We start from the raw sequence: 17812 nt of genomic DNA, 5'->3' as shown, positions 1-17812 counted from the left end.
GGCGCCGCCGGGAACCGAACCAGCGGCGCGCCTTCCTCAGTACTTGAGCATGACCTGTGCGAAAACCTCGCGCGGGCGCCCCAACCGGGCGGCAATCGCCGGCGTATAGTTCGCGGTCCCCAGATAATAGGTCTTGTCGGTGAGGTTCGTGCCGATCAGGCTGAAGCCGAGCTTGCCATTCTCACTGGTCCAGCCAATCCGGCCATTGAGCACCGAATACCCGTCCTGCTGTTCGAGATAGGACGTCACGCCAGCGACGCCATCGTTCGCAGCCGTGAAGTAGACCGTGGACTGGGTGTGCATATCAAGGCCCAGATCCAATGTGCCCGCCTCGGCGAGATCGAAGCGGTAGTTGCCGCCGAACGTCGCGGACCATCTGGGCGCATTGTTCAGCCGCTTGCCCGACGCGTCGAACGTACCAAAAGTCGGCACAAAGGCGTTCACATACTCGCGATAGTAAGCATCGAGATAAGCGACGTTGGCAAACAACTGGAGGCCAGCGACGGGCCGCGCGGCAAGCTCGAGTTCGACGCCTTTGACGCGCGCCGTCGCCGCGTTCTGCGTACGAGCGCCGAATGACGCGCCCATCTGAACAAAGCTCTGCACCTGCAAGTCGGTGTAGTCATAGTAGAAGCCCGTCGCGTTGACGCGCAACTTGTTGCCTAGCCAGTCGCTCTTGATACCGGCTTCATAGGACCAGAGCTTTTCCGGCCCATAACCGGTCGAGGCATCGAGAGCATTGTTGGCGCCGTAGTCGAAACCGCCGCTCTTGAAGCCGCGCGTGGCCGAGGCGTAGATGAGAACATTGGACGCCGGTTTGTAATTCACTCCGAAGCGCGGCGTCAGCGCATTGTCGCGCCTTCGTGCGTCGACGACAAAGGGGTCGGGAATTCCCGGCACTCCCGAGACAGGGAACGCCGCCGCCGCCTCATCGGGATCGGGCGAGATCGACGCGGTAAAACGATCCGCGAGCATGTAGTCCTTGCGCTCTGCGGTATAGCGCAGACCCGCGATCGCCGAGAGCGCTTCGGTCATGTGAAATTCGACCTGCCCGAACGCGGCCAGCGACCGCGCCTTGAGCAGCGGGCGTTGAACGTGAGACACGCCGAAAGGAAAGATCGTCAGAGTCAGCGGCTCGCGGTTGCGTTCGTGGAAGTAGTAGGCCCCCACGATCCAGTCGATCCGGTCGCTCTTGCCCACGAGGCTCAGTTCCTCGCTCACCTGGCGCTGTCGAATCGGTGCGATCAGGTTGCGAAACAGCGGGATGGAACTGGAATCGGCATCGGCCTCGATCGAGCCATCGAACCCGCGCCATGCCGAAAGCGACCGCAGCGTGATACCTTCGGCGAGATCCAGATTGAGCTCGGCCGCCACCCCGAAGTTCTCGAAGACGGAATGGTTGTCGCCATCCATGGATACCTTGTCGGCATCACCCAGAATCGAATCGTCGAGCGGAACGCCGACAGGTCCGATCAGCTTGGGATAGGCTCCCATGGCGCCAGTTTGCCGCGAATAGTCCCCCCGCAGAGTCAGTTCACCTGATGCGAACGGGATCAGCACCTGCCCCTTGACCCCGCGCGACTTCAGGTCCTCCACATCGTTTCCGGTCGAGACGTTTTCCCGGAAGGCCCCATGCCCGGAAACGTCGAATGCGAGGCTTGCAGCCACGTCGCCCATGCCAATGGCGCCGGAAAGATAGCTTTGCGCGGCATAGCGATCGTAAGTCCCGTAAACGCCCTGGAACTCGGCATCCAACTCCCGGCTGGGACGCCGTGAAACCACATTGATCGTGCCGCCGACCGAGTTGCGTCCATAGAGTGTACCCTGCGGACCGCGCAGCACCTCCACCCGTTCAACATCGAGGAAGTCATTCAGATAGCTTAGAGGCCGAGCCAGGTAGACACCGTCGAGGTGGATGGTCGTGCTGGGATCGGACCCGATGAATACGATGTTCGATCCGATCCCGCGCAGATAGAGCTGCGTGTATCCGCTGAGATCGGAAACCTGCAAACTGGGCACGTAGGACTTGAGATCCTGAATGTCTCGCACGCCGCGGGCCGACAGTTCCTCGCCGCTCAACGCCGTCACGGCCAAGGGTGTCGACTGCAGGTTGGTTTCGCCAGTCTTGGTGGCGGTCACGACGATTTCGGGCACGCCCTCATCCCGGGACTTGCCCGTCGTCTCCTGCGCCAATGCCGGGCCTGCGGCAACGAGCCAGAACAGAGCAGCAGATCCAAGAGCCGACGCGCGATATGCGTTGAACCTCATCCTTTTTCCTCCACTTTCTTATTTTTTGCCGGGGCGCCGCGATCGCCGCGATGCCCCTTCGCCCGCTCTTCAGGCCGGCTGAATGCCTTGCATCAGGCTGTCGATGATCCTGCGCTTCATCGGCCCAACCCATTCGCGCTCCAGCGCTTCGTCGAGCAAGCCCGCCTCCTTCAGTTCATCGCACAGCTTCATCTGATGGCCGATGTCGAACAGGTCATACTGCGAGGAGAACTTGCCCCCTCCGCCATAAGTGATGAAGCTTACACCCTCCGTCTCGTAAAAGGTGCCGTCAGGGCGCTTACCCGGGCCGCGATTGACCCAACGACTGAAGATGCGATCACCGTTCACCGCGAAATCAACGATCGGAAAACTCCAGCCGGTCCATCCGGAGCCGACATCCATGTCGCGCCCATAATGGGTCGCGCGGATTTCATCGCGATTGCGCGCGAACACCGGCATGCACCCGCCATAGGGGCAGAAATAGGTTGCATCCTCATGGTAGAATTCGTCGGCGATCCACGCCCAATGGTTCCTGCGCTCGGCCTCCACGAAGGCTTCGCGCAGCCCCTGTATCGCGGCTTCGACCTCTTGACGGGGATAGGACATCACATTTCTCCCTCAAAACGAGTCCATCGGGGTGACCCGACTCTTGATTTCATATTGCGTTCTATTTTAGCATGCTTCATTACGCAAATGAAAGTTTATAGCCGGCAGGATTTGACAAATGCGTTACGAGGATGCGCTTTCCCCCAGGCGTCTGATGGGGCAGGCCTGTCGCGCGACGGGATTGCAGGACTTTGGGCCAGACCACTTTCTCGAGCCCCTGGAGGTGCTGACGCATGCCATGGTCGAGGAGGCGGATCTTAACCCGAATGGTGTCAAAACGCATGCCGGACGATTGTTGAACGCGCTCGAGAATCGCCTCCGCAAGGTGGACCTGATGAAGCGCCACCCAGAGATCAGCGAGGAAAAAGTGGACGTAGGCGTGGTCATCGTCGGCCTGCCCCGCACCGGCAGCACCATGCTGCAACGGCTCCTTGCCTCATCCCCTAAGGCAACGGCGACATTTTGGTGGGAGACGATATTCCCGCTTCCGCGCGGAGAGATGAATCCACAAGATGTCGCCGCCCGCAAGGCCGACGCCGAGGCGCTGGCGCGGCAACTCATCGAATCCTCCTCCGGCTTCGATGCCATCCACCCGATGGACGCCTATGCCTACGACGAGGAACTGACGCTGATCGAGCAATCCTTCGTTTCCAATATCCCCGAGTCGATGCTCTTTGTTCCCAGCTATGGCAAATGGCTGCTGGAAGCGGACCAGACCAACGCCTACCTGGAACTCGTCGACTGGCTAAAAATTCTGCAATGGCAGGATCCCGCGCGGCGCGGGCACAAGTGGATCCTCAAATCGCCACACCACCTCACCGCCGTTAAGACAGTCCTCGAATGCTTCCCCGATGCGGTCATGGCGATGACGCACCGGCGCGTCGAGCACGTCATGGGCAGTTGGTATTCCATGGTGGCCTCGCTAACCGGTGGCAACACCGACAGCGACTTCTCCTGCAAGCAGGCGGCACACTGGACGGCGCGGCTGCATCGCTCGCTTTGCGACATGCTGGACGCCCGCGCCGGTGCCGAAGACCGGTTCATCGACGTGAACTACCGCTCTCTGCTCAGCGACCCGATCGGCGCGGCCCGGCAGGTCTTCGAAGCCGCTGGCATGGCTCCGGACGCGCAGGATGATGCGGCGTGGCGCGCCTGGCTTGACAGCAACAAGCGCGACAACCGTCCCTCGCACAAATACGATGTCGCAGACTTCGGGATCGCATCCGCCGATCTGGAGAGGGACTTTGCATTCTATTCCAGTCGGTTCGATCCGCCTCGGCCAGTTGAGGAGGCGGGATGATGAACGAAGAGGATGCCGCCTATCTCAAGGGCCGGAAAGCACCGATCGCCGGCTCCATTCTCACCAGCACATCGCGCTTTCTGAACAATCCCCGTATGCGGGACGTTTACGCCCAGATGGGCCTCAAGCGCGACGGGCTTGACCTGCCGCCGGCCTACCTGATTCCCGAACTCGACCGCGCGATCGCGGAGGAGTTCGACCAGGAGCATATCGAGGCGTTGCTGGCAGCCGAAAAGGCAAGGCTGCCCGAACTCGCGCAGTGGCTCGACGCATGCTTCGTCTCGAATTGGAAGGACAGGGACCTAACGCACTGTGCGACCGGTACCGTCGGCGCCGAAATCCGCACTTTTCTGTCTGAAACCCCGTTCGACGTCGATTTCATGTTCCGCGATGCTCCGGGCAGCGATCTGGCCTACCTGCAGAAACGGCGGGTGCAGAACCACGACATCGAGCACTTGCTGACCGGATTCGATCCCAGCCAGGTTGGCGAGATCGCGCTCATAGTCGCCAATGCCGTTGCGATTCATGCCTACTTCGAGCCTGAACTGGCCGGCGCCCTCACCTTCCAGCCCATGACGCTTGTCTCGACGAGCATCATGCGCATGACCTGCCATTATCCGGACGTTGTGCCCGCCATTCTGGAAGGCGTTGCCCGGGGCCAGGCGATGGGAGCGCGGCAGGAAAGGCCGCTGTTCATGATCCGCTGGGAGGATTGGGTCGACGTACCGCTCGACGAAGCGCGGCGCTCACTGCACATCGATGGCGGTCCGGAAGACGGGCATTGGGCGTGGGTCGATTCCGCATCAAGAGGATGAGAAGGTCATAACATTGTTTGGAATCACCGATTATCTTGCCATTCAGGAACTCGTCCATCGCTATCCCCGTCTCTTGGACGGCGGCGACCTCATAGGCTTGGGAAATCTGTTCGCCCATGCGGCGGTGCATCTGGAAACGCTGGACGAGCCAATCATCTGCGATCCGGCAGCGATCACAACGATGTTTGCCGACTTCCTGCGGCTCTATAACGGAATCCCGCGCACGCGGCACTTGATCGTGAACCTGATCGTCAAGCCGGAATCAGCCGTGCTGGCCCGCGCGACGAGCACCGTGCTCGTTGTCCAGCAAACGCCGGATTTTCCCCTTCAGCCCATTATCACCGGCGATTACCGGGACAGGTTCGAAAAGGTCGATGGTGACTGGCGCTTCTGCGAACGCTTCATCACCAACGATCTGTTCGGCGACCTTTCGGCCCACGGAAAGTACGAATTCGGGGGGTAGTATCGGGATCTGCCCGGCAGAAAGGCCGGGAGGATCACCGCTTTGGTTCAGGCCATAATGCCGCCATCTGCCGCCAGGAAGGCCCCATTGACATAACCTGCCTGGTCCGAGGCCAGCCAGACCGCGGCGCGTGCAATGTCCTCAGGCGTCGCGAAGCGACCGAGCGGGATCGAAGTCAGCAAGGCGTCGCGAAACTCGTCCGAATTGATTACGTCGGTATTGAGCGGCGTATCGACGATGCCCGGCGAAATCGCGTTGCACCGAATGTTCCGATTGCCGTATTCCTTGGCGATGGTCCTGGTCAATCCGAGGACGCCGTGCTTCGCCGCCGTATAAGGAGCTGTGCGCGGATAGCTGAGGTGCGCCTGCAGCGAAGCCGCATTCACGATCGCGCCACCGCCGCTTTCAAGCATGAGTGGCAGCTCCCCTCGCAGGCAATGGAATACACCGTCAAGATCCGCGGCCAGCACCTGCCGCCAAACATCCAGCGGCAGCATGTGGGTTTCCGGCAGCGGTTCGCCCTTGAGAACCGTAACCTCGGTGATGCCCGCGTTGTTGAACGCACAATCGAGTCGCCCGAACTTGTCGCGAAGCATCGAGAACATGGTCTCGCAGGACGCGGGATCCGCGACGTCGACATTGCAACTGATCGCGCCGTCAAGCTGACCGGCCAGAGCTTCGGCCGCGCTTGCATTGCGGTCTGCCACAACCACCAGCGCGCCCTGGGCGGAGAATTGCCTGCATGCGGCCGCGCCGATACCGCTCGCCCCGCCTGTCACCAGGGCGACTTTTCCTTCGAATTGCCTAGACATTCGCCGATCTCCTAACGCCGTGCGGCCGCCCACATGCGAGTATAATGTTCCATTTCGCAGCGCCCCCCGTTCCGGCCGGCAAGCCCGAGCCAGCTGTTACGCCCCAGCATTGTCGCCATCACGGGAGGCCACCTGGAGAGGAAGTCGTCGCCGAGATCGCTGTAGTCCTCGACCGGTCGGTAACCGAGCCGGCAGAAGGTCATGTGGAGCAGTGCACGTTCGCCGGGTATGCTGCGCGCAAAGTTCGCGTGCCACGCATAGCCCGTCCAGATCGACATCGAGCCCACACTTCCGGACATTGCCACGCCCTTTTCGCAAGCGGCGGCCTCGTTCAGGCCGGGGTTTCGCATCAGCTTGTGCGAGCCGGGAATGACCCTTGTCGCTCCGGCTTCCTCGCTCAATTCATCCAGCGCGAGACAAGCCGTGAACATCGGATTGTAGGGCGTAGGAGGAATCCATTGCGAATCGATGTGAAGTGCCATCGGCGCGGCGCCCTCGTAGCGCACCGATGCCGATAGCTGGCTCAGAAGAAAATCACCGCCGCAAAGGTATTCCGCCACGACCTGGAGAACCGGACTGAGCAAAGCCTGTGCGAAGAGATCGTTCGCTCCAAGCAAATGATAGGCTGACCTTCCGTCGGAAGGTTTAAGATCGAAATAACCTCCCGACTCGCGCGCCGTGGCGTCCACAACAGCCTCGCGCAGTTCCCTGCAGAATTCCGCGTCATATACGCTTGGAATGTTTGCGTAACCTTCGTCGCGCAATTGTTCCAGGTGCCCCAGCACACCCAAGTCGCCTGCCCGTGCGGCGATCTCGCCTGAAATGCTCCACGGTTCCGGATAGGCAAATTCCATCAAACCATCCCTCCCTCTCATTTCTGCAACCGGGCGCGGGAACTCGAGGCTTCGGCGCGGCCTGTGGGTCGGAAATGTCACGAATTACGCAAATCGTCAATATGTAAGCTACGATTTCATCATATCCGTTCTTTTGAACTTGATTTGTTGTGCCATTTCGGCATAAATGGCACTCAAGGCCCAATTGTGGAGGTGGGTCGCTTCGCAGGGAGAGGTTTATGATAACTAGAGGACTGCTACTCGCATGCACCGCGTTCGGGGCTTTCGTGCCCGGACTTGCGGCAGCCCAACAGACCGGCGCTGACGCGCGGGAAAACGTGGGCATCGGCGACATCGTCGTTACGGCAAGGCGAACCCAGGAAACGCTGCAGGACGTGCCTCTGTCCGTGACCGCCTTCAGTGGCGATCAACTCGAGGCGCTCGACATCAACAGTTTCGCCGACATCGGCAAGACAGTTCCCAACCTTGACGTTCAGCGTCAGTTCGGGTCCGCCAGTGCCCCGCAATTCGCGCTGCGCGGCGTTTCGACAGGCACGCTCAAGTTTGAAGCTGATGCAGGTATCGGTCTGTACATCGACGGTGTCTACCTCGGCAGGCCGGCAGGCACGGCTTTCGATCTCGCCGACATTGACCGTGTCGAGGTCATGCGCGGTCCGCAAGGTACGCTTTTCGGCCGCAACTCGACGGGCGGTGCGATCAACTTCGTGACGGCGGCGCCGACCGGCGAATTCGGTGTGAAGGCGGAAGGCACGCTCGGCAACTATGATCGCCGCAGGGGCCGCATCACTGTCAACCTGCCGGCGTTTGGTCCGCTGAGCGCACGCATTTCCTACCTCCACGACGAAAACCGTGGGTACGTCAGGAACCTGACTCCGGGGCGGGAGTTCACGTTCACCGAGCCGTTCGGAACGGTCCGGTCAGCCAAGACCTTCGGTGCGGAAAATACGGACGCGGTCGCCGTGGCAATTCGCCTGGACACCGGCGATCTGACCGCCGATTACAAGTTCGACTATACCGACAAGGTCAGCACCCAGCTCGGACAGCAGCTTCTGGGCTATGACCCGACTTATACTGCAGGCGTTGGAAATCCGCCGTTCTACACTGCGCCTCCGAGCATCTACGTGCCGGCGACAACCGAGTACCAGAAGGCGCTGGCGCTCGATTTCACGACCCCCTCGCGCCTCAAGATCCAGGGCCACAGCCTGACTGTGGCTTACTTGCTGAACGAGAATATCACTTTCAAATCCATCACCGGCTACCGCAAGATGGATGAGTTCGTGGGCGGCAATGACATCGACGGCGGCGCATATGATGGAGGGGCCATAGACCCCAGCCTCACCGGCCTGCCGTTCACCAATATTTCCTCGATTGAGGATCGCCACCAGAAGCAGTTCACGCAGGAAGTGCAACTGCTCGGCACCATGGGGAACCTGGACTGGGTTCTCGGCGGCTTCTACTTCCGCGAAACAGGCCGGGACAACAACCCGGTGTTCATCGGCGTCGTGTTCCCGACGTTCACAACGATCCAGCCGCGCACGACTCCCACAGACGGCAACACGATCGACATCTTCGGAGTTCCCAGCGATTACCTTGCCGGAGCCGACACGTCGATCCGCAACAAGTCGGTCGCCGGCTATGCGCATGTCGCTTACAAACAGGAACACTTCGAACTTGCCGGCGGCATCCGTTACACGAAGGACGATCGCCGCGAAGTAGTCCGCGCCGCTGGCCTGGTGCCAGCCTTCGTTCCGGCCGGCACCTTCAACGCAAGCTTCGATCACTGGGACTTCGACGCAACCGCGACCTATATCGCCAACCGGGATATTCGCGCCTATCTGCGCTTCGCCACCGGCTACCTGTCCGGCGGTGTCCTTGGCGGAGTCGAGTTCAAACCTGAAACCGTCAAGAGCTACGAAGCCGGCGTAAAGGCCGATCTGATCGACAACACACTTCGGGTGAATGCCTCCTACTTCATTACCCGGCGCTCGAACGTCCAGACCCTCGGATTCAATGCCGCGAGCGGTACGTTCCTGTTCTCGTCACCGCGCGGCAAGGAAGATGGCTTCGAACTTGAACTGACGGCGAGGCCTTCGCGTCACTTCACGTTCAACGCGAGCTACGGTTATCTCAACCAGCGTCTTTCGGACGATCCGGTGAACGGCCCGGTGAATTCGCTGGCTCCGAAAAACACGCTCAGCGTTGGCGGACAATACGATTCACCCGAGTTCTCAAACGGCAGCTACGTCTCCTTCAGGCTCGACGGGTTCTTCAGGGACAAGCGCCTGTCGGATCCGATCCAAGCTGCCGCCACCAACCGGCTCACCACGCTGCCGTCTCGCTTCGACATGAATGCAAGGCTGTCTCTGGTGGATATTCCCATCGCCATGACTAAAGCCAAGGTTTCGGCGTGGGTCCAGAACCTGACCAACAACCACGAGCTGGAATTTGCCCGCAATCTCTCCACCAATGTTATCGGCACCTTCCAGGTACCGAGGACTTGGGGGGTCGATATCGGAATGCAGTTCTGAGCGCTTCACCAGTTCTCTGGAAGATTGCGGCGGGGGAAACCCCGCCGCATTTTTTTGCGGCCCTGCCATCATTCCAGGCGTCAGGGCTTCAGCTACTATCGAGCACAACAGGGTTCGCGTCCCGCGTCATCGGGCACGGCCAGCAATGACGGCACGACCGTACACTTCAACTGGAGAATTGAGCACCGATCAGACGGCGGAACCTGCCCGGGTCAGCTTTTCTGCACCACGCCATCCATGCATTCGCGCGCCATGCGCGCGAGCAACGGAAACTGGGCAGCTCTATCGCGGGCATGGGCAGAGGCAGCCGTCCGCCGAATGACGCGAGCCTTGATTCCGTGGAAAATGGCCGCGAGCCGGAACAGGTTGAACGTCAGGTAGAACTCGTAGTCGGCGATGCCTTGACGCCCCGTACGCTCGCAATAGGTCGCCACGTAGTCGGCCTCGGCCGGGATGTTCAACGCCGCCAGGTCCGCGCCCTTCAGGCCAGCGACGATTTCCGGCGGCATGCGATACATCATCGTGTGATAGGCAAAGTCTGCGAGCGGATGGCCGAGCGTCGACAGCTCCCAATCCAGAACGGCGAGGATGCGCGGTTCCGTCGGGTGGAAAATCATATTGTCGCAGCGAAAGTCACCATGCACGATCGCGGTCTCGTCGTCGGCCGGTATATGGGCTGGCAACCAGTCTATAAGACGATCGAGATCCTCGTTCCGCCCGGCGTCCGCATCAGCCTGGTACTGGCGCGCCCACCGCGAGATTTGCCGCGCGAAATAATTGCCTGCCTTGCCGAAGTCTTCCAGTCCCACCGCTGCCGGATCGACCATGTGAAGTCGGGCGATGGCTGCATTCATGGCATCGAAATAGGCCGGGCGCTCCTCTCGTTCGACGCCGGGGAAAGTCGCATCCCAGAAGATCCGCCCTTCCACCATCTCCATGACGTAGAACCAGCCGCCGATGACGTTCTGGTCCGCGCACAGACCATAGACGTCCGCGACAGGAAAGCCCGTCTTACCAAGTGCCATGAGGACGCGGGCCTCGCGGTCGACGGCGTGGGCACCGGACGCAAGCGCGCCCGGCGGCTTGCGCCGCAGGACATAGCTTTTCGCCGGAGTGGTGAGCTTGTAGGTCGGATTGGACTGGCCGCCCTTGAACTGCTCCACGCGAACCGGTCCGTCGAACCCGGGCACATGGGCTTCCATCCAGCCGGAGATGGCCTCGACATCGAACTCGAAGCCCTCGCGCACCGGCGTCGTGCCGAGATTGGCCTTCGCGGCCGCAGCGTTTGTCATTGTGCTGCTCTCCAGTCTCTGCGGATCTTCTTCGCCAGACTCCATTTGTGGACCTCGGTAGGACCATCATAGATGCGAAAGGCCCGCACTTCACGAAAGACCTGCTCGACGATGGTCGCGTCGCTGACACCCAGCCCGCCGAGAACCTGGACACAGCGGTCCGCGACCCGCATCAGGGCCTCGGACACGGCGACCTTGGCCATCGAACTCTCGACGGTTCCCAGAGAACCGCCGTCGAGAACCCCTGCGCACCAGTCGATCATGAGGCTGGCCTGCTGAAGGTCGATCATGTTTTCCGCCAGCATGAAGCCCACGCCTTCATGATCGATCAGCTTCTTGCCGAATGCCTCCCGCCGGTTAGCGAAATCAACCGCGATCTCATGCGCCCTGTCGCAGCAACCCAGCCAGCGCATGCAATGCGAAAGGCGCGCTGGCGAAAGCCGGACCTGCGCATATTTGAACCCCTCGCCGGGCTCGCCCAGCATCTGGCTGGCCGGAACCCGCAGGTTTTCGATCCGCACCGTGGCATGGCCGCCCGGCATCGACGAGTCCATCGTGTTGGGAACCGATTCGATCACGATCGCCGGATCAGGGAGGTCGACGAGGAACATCGACGCGCCCTGCTCGGCCTTGGCCATGATGATGCCGACCGTTGCTCCCTCCGCGCCGGTGATGAATGCCTTGCGTCCATCGATGACCCAGTGATCGCCGTCCTCGCGGCACACCGTCCGCAGCATCGACGGGTCGGAACCCGCGCCGCCTTCCAGCGCGGGCTCGGTCATGAAGAAAGCGGACCGCGTCCTGCCTTCGACCAAAGGCTTGAGGAACCGCTCCTTGTGTTCGGAACTGCCGACTTTCGAGAGCAGGTAGATATTGCCTTCGTCCGGCGCCATGGTGTTGCATGCAAGAGGGCCAAGAGGCGAAAGCCCGCTCCGGCGCAATACGTAGGCGGTTTCAAGCTGGGTCAGGTGCCCGCCGCCGGGAAGGACGTGCGGAGTCAGAACGCCGGCGCCGCGCGCTTTCTCGCGCATTTCGTACACCAGTTCATCGGTCGGCGCTCCATGGTGGTCGCGCCGCGGGTCCCTCTCGTAGGGTATTATGACTTCGCGGACGAAACGCTCGACACGTTGCCCGATTTCCAGGGCACGATCTGTAGGGCACATCGGACAACCTCTCGCCAGTTTTCCGGCTTGCCCTTGATCGACCGGTGCCGGCAAACGAAGCGACAAGGCGGCATGTTTCGCTATTCGTGTTGCATGGCACGTTCACGTCGCCGGGGCAAGGAAGCCGCTGCACGAAATATACGCAAATCAAAATTTTTCTGTAATTTTTTCCATCAATGCGTTATGCAATGCCTAAATTATGGCGTAAATGAACGGTACGCCAGCTCGGGAGACGGGATGCCAGAGTCCTTGACGGCCGTACGCAGCAACTGGCTGCAGATCGGCATCGCCACACTGACCCAGAACTTCGCGACCGGCCTCGCCTTTGGCAGCTTCGGAACGCTGGTGCTCGCCATTGAGCACGAATACGCGGCCAGCAGAGCGCAATCATCGCTGGCGATCTCGCTGCTGGTGATCTCGCTCTCGATCACGGCGTCATTGCTCGGGCGAATTCTCGAAACCGTTTCCATTCGCATGGTGGCGACAGGTGGCGCGATTCTGGCCGCGTGCGGATTCGGCCTTGCCTCGGTGGTGCAGGAGGCGTGGCAGTTCATGGCGGTCTATGGGCTGATCCTCGGGCCGGCCACGGCCATGCTCGGACTGCTTCCATCGATGACCCACGCGACGCGATGGTCAAACGAACACCAGCGTGGGCTGGCGCTCGGCATCGTCAATATGCCGATCCTGGTCATGATTGTCCCGCTGGTGATTGCACCGCTGCTGCTGAGCGAAGGCATCCGTTACATCCTTCGCGTTCTTGCCATTGCGGATCTCTGCCTGATCCCCGTCATGCTCCTGGTGATGCGCGATGCGAACGTGGACAAGCGCGACGCACTGGAGCCCGGAGACGAATCTGTAGACGGTAGCCACATCTTGCGATCGCCGGTGTTCTGGCTTCTCGTCGCCGGTCAGGGGATCCTGGCCGGGGCGGGCACGATGAAACTCGCGCATTTCATCCCACTCTTGACCGAACAGGGCCGCAGTTTCGCCGAGGCCAATCTGCTGCTCGCGATTTCCGGCGGAGCGGGATTGTTGGGTTCCTTTGCTTTCGGCGCGCTCGCGGACCGCGTCGGAGGAGCAAAGGCGCTTGTTCTGAATGCAATCCTTCAGGCCGTGATGTGGACCATATTCCTCATGCCCGTCAGCTTTCCCGTGCTGCTTGCCGACGCCGTGGTCGTTGGTGCGTGCGGCGGCGGCATCCAGGCGGCGTTCGGCGTCGTCCTGTCCACCGTGTTCGGGCAAAAGCACTTCAGCCGCGCGCTTGGCCTGGTATCGCTGTTCACCCTGCCATTCCTGTTTGGCCTGACTCCCGCCGCGAGCCTGCTTTATGAAGCGACGGGCAACTATCACCTTCCGATGGGTCTCATGGTTGCCGGCTTCCTCGTAGCCGCGGCCATATTCATGTTCGCCTCTCCTAGGGAACGACATGTCACCCGCACCACGCTCAAAGGAGATCTCACCTGATGCGCGCCGCCGACTATATCAATCCCGGAGAAATCGGGTTTCGTACGGATGCAACCCGGCCTGCGCCCCAGCGGGGAGAAGTTCTGGTGGCGGTGAAAGCCTGCGGAATCTGCGGCTCCGACCTGCACATGTACCGCGACGACAGCTATCGCGAAAAGCTCGTGCGAAAAACCTCGGAAGGGTACGAAGTGCCCGGTCACGAATTTTCCGGGACAATCGCCGAACTGGGGGAAGGCGTGGAAAATTGGACAATTGGCCAGCGGGTCGTCGGCGTAACCGGCATGGGTGGCGGCATGGCCGATTTCGTCACTGTGCCCGATAACCCGTTTCAGCTTGTCGCCATTCCTGACGATGTGACCTGGGACGAGGCGGCAACGACCGAACCCCTTGCCGATGGCCTGCAGATGGTTCGCAAAGCCGCCGTACGGGAAGGCGAAAATGTGGTGGTGTTCGGCGTCGGCATCATCGGTCTGGGCGTGATTCAGGCGCTGCGAGCCCGTGGCATAAAGGCCGGGAACGTCATTGCGGTGGATGTCCATGCGGCGCGGCTCGAAAAGGCGCTGGCCATCGGCGCCACGCATGTGGTCAACGCCCGTGACGGGGATGTGTTCGAGGCGGTCGCCGCCATCTGCGGAACCGAGGAAGGCTATCCCGGCAAGTCGGCCAGGGTCAGCGTGGTGTTCGATTGCGCGGGCTATATCAAGCACATGAAAGGTCCCCCGCCGCTGGAAACCGCGCTTCGGCTTATCGACCTCAGCGGCGGGCGCATCGTGTGCTTCGGTGGTTACGAGGGCGCCATGACGATCGACATGGGCCCGTTGATCGAAAAGCAGCCGATCATCATGGGGTCGAACGGCTACGCGTCGGAGGAACTGGTCGAAGCGCTGGATCTCATGCGGAAGGGCACTGTAGACCGCACCACGCTGATTTCCCACAGGGCGCCTATCGAGCAGGTGGCCGAAGCATTCGAGATTCAAGCCTCACCCGAAGCCGTGAAAGTGATCCTGACTTTCTGACAACGGCAAATTTCAACAAACGAGACACGATTTTCATGACCACACGCCATCTTGTCGATCCGGAACTTGTCGCATTCCTCGATGCCCTGCCCCCGTTCGGCAACGTTATTGAAGAAAGGCGGCAGATCCGCGAAAACCTGGCGGCCTCGTTGCCTCCGGCTGAGGACTATGCACGGCCGGATGTCAGCATTTCCACTCACCTTGTGCCTGGACGCGACGGCGCGCCGGACATACCGGTCATTCTCTACCGGCCGGTTGACGCCGAGAGTCCACTACCAGTGTTCCTTAACATTCACGGCGGTGGATACGTGTTCGGCACGGCCGCGGACACGGGCCCCGGCGACGTGCGCACAGCCTCCGAACTGGGATGTCTGGTTGTCTCGGTCGACTACCGCCTGGCTCCCGAAACGCCCGCACCCGGATCGGTGGAAGACTGTTATGCCGCCCTTGAATGGCTCTACCGCAACGGTGAAGAACTTGGGCTCGACCGTACTCGCTTTGCCATTGGCGGCCAAAGCGCAGGCGGCGGTCTGGCGGCGGCGCTGGCGCTATTGGCCCGGGATCGCGGAGAAATCGAACTGTGCTTCCAACTGCTGGTCTACCCGATGCTGGACGACCGCACGGCGTGCCTCCCGCCCGAGGAACTTGCGGGCATGGGTGAGTTCGTCTGGAAGCACGCCGACAATGCGGAGGGCTGGAGAGCTTTGCTGGGATGTGAACCGGGGAGCGACGGAATCTCCCCTTATGCGGCCGCTGCGCGGGCAAGCGACCTTTCACGCCTGCCACCCGCATACATCACCGTGGGCATGCTGGACCTGTTCCTGGATGAAGACATCCAATACGCACGGCGTCTGATCGCAGATGGCAACAAGGTGGAATTGCACGTCCTGCCTGGTGCCTATCATGGCTTCGAACTGGCCGCTTCCGCCCGACTGACGCGCGAGAGCGAAGCCGAACGCCGCGCGGCACTTGCCAAGGCGTTCCGGGTTTAGGCCGGAGTTCACGGCCTAGTTACCTGAACCTGAAGTTCGCATCATTGTTCGTTCGTCATCCCCGCGAAAGCGGGGATCCCGCTTCTGGGGCCGGCTATCATCGATGCAGCCTCGTCGAGAAGAAAATGCACTGCATCAAACTGCTGAGCGGGAAGAGCATGATCACATCAGTCCGTTCAATTCCCTGTCTGTCGACAGCCCTCGCGCAGAAGCGAATTGGTCATCTCGGAGCCTCGGGCCATGGCTGAACCGCGATCAGCCGTTCCGCGCTGCCCCCGTTGTCAGCAAAGCCGGGGACCATGATCGGCTCCGGCGAGACCGTGTTGACGCGGATTCGCCATGGCGCAAGTTCGACTGCCGCCATTGCGCTCATCCGCACTACGGCCGCCTTGGCGGCGGCATAGAGGCTGGGCGAGCAGCTTGGGCCACCCGCATTGTTGACCATGATGTCGATGCGGCCGAACCTGTCGCGCGCAGTGGCGACACTACACGCGACATCTTCGTCCTGCGTGACGTCAGCGGTAATTTCATGCAGCCGATCGGCGAGGCCTCCGTCGGCGGCGAGCCCGCGGGTCGCAGTGTCGACCTTGATGTCGGCCGCAACGACGGACGCGCCCGCCTGCAAGAAGCCAAGCGCGAGACCCTGCCCGATCCCGCTCGCCGCGCCGGTGATGACGGCGACATTGCCGGCCAGCTCAGCCGATCGGTCCACCGTCATGGAAGGTCTTCGGGCCGGCTTACGACCACGAAGCAGCGGGCAGGATCGTCTCCGGCCCGCCATGCATGGTTGGTATCGCGCTGAACCACGACGTCGCCCGGTTCCAGCACGACCTCGCCTTCGTCCAACAGCAGGCGCAACCGGCCCTCCAGAAGCAGTACAAGGTCCAGCGTGCCGGTACGATGGAAGCCTTGCGCGTCATGGCCGGGAATGCCTTGCTGCAGATAGACGGCAAGCAGCTCGTCCTTGGGCAATTCGATGTAGCGCGCCTGGATGCCGCCGCGCGGGAAATCGAGGGCATCGCTGCGGGGCACCGGCTCGGCTCCCAGCGGCTGGCCAGGGCGCGTTTCCCAGACCGCGCCGTGCGGCCCGACCACCTCCTCGATCAGAACACGGGAACGGCCCCGCGCATCGTTGGTCGTCACCACTCGTTTCACGTCTGGATCCTCCATGCCCTGATCGCGCCGCTTCCGCCTGATGCGGCGGCACCTGCAGCATCACCTTCACTGAGTCCGGCTGCCGCTGCGCGGCGAACGCTTCCGCCACCGCTTCGAGGGGGAATCGGTGCGAAATCAGGCTGCCGCGATCCACCTTGCCGGCGGCCATTAGGTCGAGAGCCTCGGCCAGTTCCTCAGCGGCATAGCCGTTCGAACCGATGATGACCGGTTCCTTGCGGATGACGTAGCTGAAATCGATCGGCATCTCGCCTTCGAAGCCGCCGAAACATACGATGCGGCCATTACGGTTGGCGATCATGCGCAGCGCGAGCTGGAGCGGCGGCGAACCCGGGATGTGGCGGATATAGCCCGCGCAGTCGATCACCACATCGATTTTGGCGGACTGGCCGCGGAAGTCGTCCTCGCGTCCGCAGAGCGCCGCCGCCGCTTCGACCACATCCTGCTCGCGCGCGTTGATGACATCGGTCGCGCCCACGGCCAGCGCAGCCTCCAGCCGGCGATCGTGGATGTCGACCGCGATGATCCTGGCAGGCTCGAGCCCGCGCGCCCGGATCGCCTGGATCACACCGAGGCCGATGATGCCAACGCCAAACACCAGTACGTTCTCGCCCGCAGCGATCGCTGCCTTGCGAGCCATCTGCAAGCCGTCGGCCAGCGGTTCGGTGGTGGCAGCCTCTTCGAATGATACGCCGTCCGGGATGCGGACCAGTTGAAAGGGATTGACCGGTACGGTGACGAATTGTGCCATGCCGCCGCCCTTTCCGGTGACGCCGACAACGCGGTCGCCCACCTGCCAACCCTCCACGTCCGGTCCTATCGCGGCGATCGTGCCGGCGAACTCGTGACCGGGCACTTCATAGCCCTCGGGCGTCTTACGCGTAAGCCGCTCGCGGGAGGTGTTGTGGCGGAACATGTGCAGATCTGAACCGCAGATGCCGCAAGCCTTACCTGCTACCAGGACCTCTCCGGCCCCGGGTCGGCCGGGGGTGGCGTCGGTACGGGCATCGATGATGCCCGGATCGATGAAATTGGCTGCCAGCATCTTATCCTTCTCAGCTATGCC

The 17812-nt window shown here is 61.5% G+C and carries 16 protein-coding genes; 7 read left to right on the top strand and 9 right to left on the bottom strand.

The genetic code is table 11. The features are described from left to right. Positions 1 to 36: 36 nt before the first annotated feature. Together IEX32_RS13400 and IEX32_RS13395 are read right to left on the bottom strand one after the other, a co-directional pair. Positions 37 to 2268, bottom strand: a complete 2232-nt coding sequence (locus IEX32_RS13400; RefSeq protein ID WP_188772046.1) for a TonB-dependent receptor — start codon at positions 2266 to 2268, stop codon at positions 37 to 39. Positions 2269 to 2337: 69 nt separating this feature from the next. Then, positions 2338 to 2874: a nuclear transport factor 2 family protein gene (locus IEX32_RS13395; RefSeq protein WP_188772045.1), complete on the bottom strand. Its 537-nt coding sequence runs from the start codon at positions 2872 to 2874 to the stop codon at positions 2338 to 2340. 118 nt (positions 2875 to 2992) lie between these two features. Between IEX32_RS13395 and IEX32_RS13390 the strand changes: the two genes are divergently transcribed. Genes IEX32_RS13390 through IEX32_RS13380 form a run of 3 tightly spaced genes read left to right on the top strand, consistent with a single transcriptional unit; the run spans position 2993 to position 5452 of the window. After that, on the top strand, positions 2993 to 4174 hold the full coding sequence (locus tag IEX32_RS13390) for a sulfotransferase family protein (RefSeq protein ID WP_188772044.1): 1182 nt from the start codon (positions 2993 to 2995) through the stop codon (positions 4172 to 4174). Beyond that, a complete protein-coding gene (locus tag IEX32_RS13385; protein ID WP_229736364.1) occupies positions 4174 to 4989 on the top strand; it encodes a Coq4 family protein in 816 nt (271 codons plus the stop codon). The genes IEX32_RS13390 and IEX32_RS13385 overlap by 1 nt, the downstream gene beginning before the upstream one ends. Further along, a complete protein-coding gene (locus IEX32_RS13380; protein WP_188772042.1) occupies positions 4934 to 5452 on the top strand; it encodes a nuclear transport factor 2 family protein in 519 nt (172 codons plus the stop codon). The genes IEX32_RS13385 and IEX32_RS13380 overlap by 56 nt, the downstream gene beginning before the upstream one ends. Before the next feature lie 47 nt (positions 5453 to 5499). On the opposite strand, the gene IEX32_RS13375 is transcribed toward IEX32_RS13380, so the two are convergent. Then, on the bottom strand, positions 5500 to 6264 hold the full coding sequence (locus IEX32_RS13375) for an SDR family NAD(P)-dependent oxidoreductase (RefSeq protein ID WP_188772041.1): 765 nt from the start codon (positions 6262 to 6264) through the stop codon (positions 5500 to 5502). An 11-nt stretch (positions 6265 to 6275) separates the two neighbouring features. After that, positions 6276 to 7118 carry a phytanoyl-CoA dioxygenase family protein gene (locus IEX32_RS13370; protein ID WP_188772040.1) on the bottom strand — a complete coding sequence of 281 codons (843 nt, stop codon included), beginning with the start codon at positions 7116 to 7118 and terminating at the stop codon, positions 6276 to 6278. 218 nt (positions 7119 to 7336) lie between these two features. On the opposite strand from IEX32_RS13370, the gene IEX32_RS13365 reads away from it, so the two are divergent. Beyond that, positions 7337 to 9646, top strand: coding sequence for a TonB-dependent receptor (locus IEX32_RS13365; protein WP_188772039.1), 2310 nt, complete (start codon positions 7337 to 7339; stop codon positions 9644 to 9646). Positions 9647 to 9858: 212 nt separating this feature from the next. On the opposite strand, the gene IEX32_RS13360 is transcribed toward IEX32_RS13365, so the two are convergent. After that, the gene (locus IEX32_RS13360) at positions 9859 to 10938 is read right to left on the bottom strand and encodes a phosphotransferase family protein (protein WP_188772038.1); all 1080 of its coding nucleotides are present in this window, start codon (positions 10936 to 10938) and stop codon (positions 9859 to 9861) included. Next, a complete protein-coding gene (locus IEX32_RS13355) occupies positions 10935 to 12101 on the bottom strand; it encodes an acyl-CoA dehydrogenase family protein (RefSeq protein WP_188772037.1) in 1167 nt (388 codons plus the stop codon). The genes IEX32_RS13360 and IEX32_RS13355 overlap by 4 nt, the downstream gene beginning before the upstream one ends. A gap of 72 nt (positions 12102 to 12173) precedes the next feature. Between IEX32_RS13355 and IEX32_RS13350 the strand changes: the two genes are divergently transcribed. Genes IEX32_RS13350 through IEX32_RS13340 form a run of 3 tightly spaced genes read left to right on the top strand, consistent with a single transcriptional unit; the run spans position 12174 to position 15573 of the window. After that, entirely contained in the window at positions 12174 to 13565 is a 1392-nt protein-coding gene (locus IEX32_RS13350; RefSeq protein ID WP_229736363.1) for an MFS transporter, read from the top strand. After that, a complete protein-coding gene (locus IEX32_RS13345; protein ID WP_188772036.1) occupies positions 13565 to 14581 on the top strand; it encodes a zinc-dependent alcohol dehydrogenase in 1017 nt (338 codons plus the stop codon). Before IEX32_RS13350 ends, IEX32_RS13345 begins: the two co-directional genes overlap by 1 nt. A gap of 35 nt (positions 14582 to 14616) precedes the next feature. After that, positions 14617 to 15573 (top strand): alpha/beta hydrolase, encoded by a 957-nt coding sequence (locus IEX32_RS13340; RefSeq protein ID WP_188772035.1) that lies wholly within the window; start codon positions 14617 to 14619, stop codon positions 15571 to 15573. A 220-nt stretch (positions 15574 to 15793) separates the two neighbouring features. Here IEX32_RS13340 and IEX32_RS13335 read toward each other — a convergent pair whose 3' ends face one another. From IEX32_RS13335 to IEX32_RS13325, 3 genes are read right to left on the bottom strand one after another with little or no spacing between them, the layout of a single operon-like run. Continuing rightward, complete coding sequence (locus tag IEX32_RS13335) at positions 15794 to 16291, bottom strand: SDR family NAD(P)-dependent oxidoreductase (protein WP_188772034.1); 498 nt, start codon at positions 16289 to 16291, stop codon at positions 15794 to 15796. Then, positions 16288 to 16545 (bottom strand): cupin domain-containing protein, encoded by a 258-nt coding sequence (locus IEX32_RS13330; protein ID WP_188772033.1) that lies wholly within the window; start codon positions 16543 to 16545, stop codon positions 16288 to 16290. The genes IEX32_RS13335 and IEX32_RS13330 overlap by 4 nt, the downstream gene beginning before the upstream one ends. Further along, entirely contained in the window at positions 16490 to 17791 is a 1302-nt protein-coding gene (locus IEX32_RS13325; RefSeq protein WP_188772032.1) for a zinc-dependent alcohol dehydrogenase, read from the bottom strand. Before IEX32_RS13325 ends, IEX32_RS13330 begins: the two co-directional genes overlap by 56 nt. Positions 17792 to 17812 lie beyond the last annotated feature (21 nt).

Source organism: Novosphingobium endophyticum (assembly GCF_014640675.1).
In the GTDB taxonomy this organism is placed as follows: Bacteria; Pseudomonadota; Alphaproteobacteria; order Sphingomonadales; family Sphingomonadaceae; genus Novosphingobium; species Novosphingobium endophyticum.
This window is presented reverse-complemented; position numbering and strand designations above follow the sequence as displayed.

What these genes read in the sequence shown, in the direction of transcription:
- IEX32_RS13370 (WP_188772040.1), bottom strand. Translation starts at nt 7,118, where the DNA reads ATGGAATTTGCCTATCCGGAACCGTGGAGCATTTCAGGCGAGATCGCC.
- IEX32_RS13385 (WP_229736364.1), top strand. Translation starts at nt 4,174, where the DNA reads ATGAACGAAGAGGATGCCGCCTATCTCAAGGGCCGGAAAGCACCGATC.
- IEX32_RS13340 (WP_188772035.1), top strand. Translation starts at nt 14,617, where the DNA reads ATGACCACACGCCATCTTGTCGATCCGGAACTTGTCGCATTCCTCGAT.
- IEX32_RS13345 (WP_188772036.1), top strand. Translation starts at nt 13,565, where the DNA reads ATGCGCGCCGCCGACTATATCAATCCCGGAGAAATCGGGTTTCGTACG.
- IEX32_RS13380 (WP_188772042.1), top strand. Translation starts at nt 4,934, where the DNA reads ATGGCGGTCCGGAAGACGGGCATTGGGCGTGGGTCGATTCCGCATCAA.
- IEX32_RS13335 (WP_188772034.1), bottom strand. Translation starts at nt 16,291, where the DNA reads ATGACGGTGGACCGATCGGCTGAGCTGGCCGGCAATGTCGCCGTCATC.
- IEX32_RS13395 (WP_188772045.1), bottom strand. Translation starts at nt 2,874, where the DNA reads ATGTCCTATCCCCGTCAAGAGGTCGAAGCCGCGATACAGGGGCTGCGC.
- IEX32_RS13355 (WP_188772037.1), bottom strand. Translation starts at nt 12,101, where the DNA reads ATGTGCCCTACAGATCGTGCCCTGGAAATCGGGCAACGTGTCGAGCGT.
- IEX32_RS13365 (WP_188772039.1), top strand. Translation starts at nt 7,337, where the DNA reads ATGATAACTAGAGGACTGCTACTCGCATGCACCGCGTTCGGGGCTTTC.
- IEX32_RS13325 (WP_188772032.1), bottom strand. Translation starts at nt 17,791, where the DNA reads ATGCTGGCAGCCAATTTCATCGATCCGGGCATCATCGATGCCCGTACC.
- IEX32_RS13390 (WP_188772044.1), top strand. Translation starts at nt 2,993, where the DNA reads ATGCGTTACGAGGATGCGCTTTCCCCCAGGCGTCTGATGGGGCAGGCC.
- IEX32_RS13350 (WP_229736363.1), top strand. Translation starts at nt 12,174, where the DNA reads ATGTTTCGCTATTCGTGTTGCATGGCACGTTCACGTCGCCGGGGCAAG.
- IEX32_RS13400 (WP_188772046.1), bottom strand. Translation starts at nt 2,268, where the DNA reads ATGAGGTTCAACGCATATCGCGCGTCGGCTCTTGGATCTGCTGCTCTG.
- IEX32_RS13375 (WP_188772041.1), bottom strand. Translation starts at nt 6,264, where the DNA reads ATGTCTAGGCAATTCGAAGGAAAAGTCGCCCTGGTGACAGGCGGGGCG.
- IEX32_RS13360 (WP_188772038.1), bottom strand. Translation starts at nt 10,938, where the DNA reads ATGACAAACGCTGCGGCCGCGAAGGCCAATCTCGGCACGACGCCGGTG.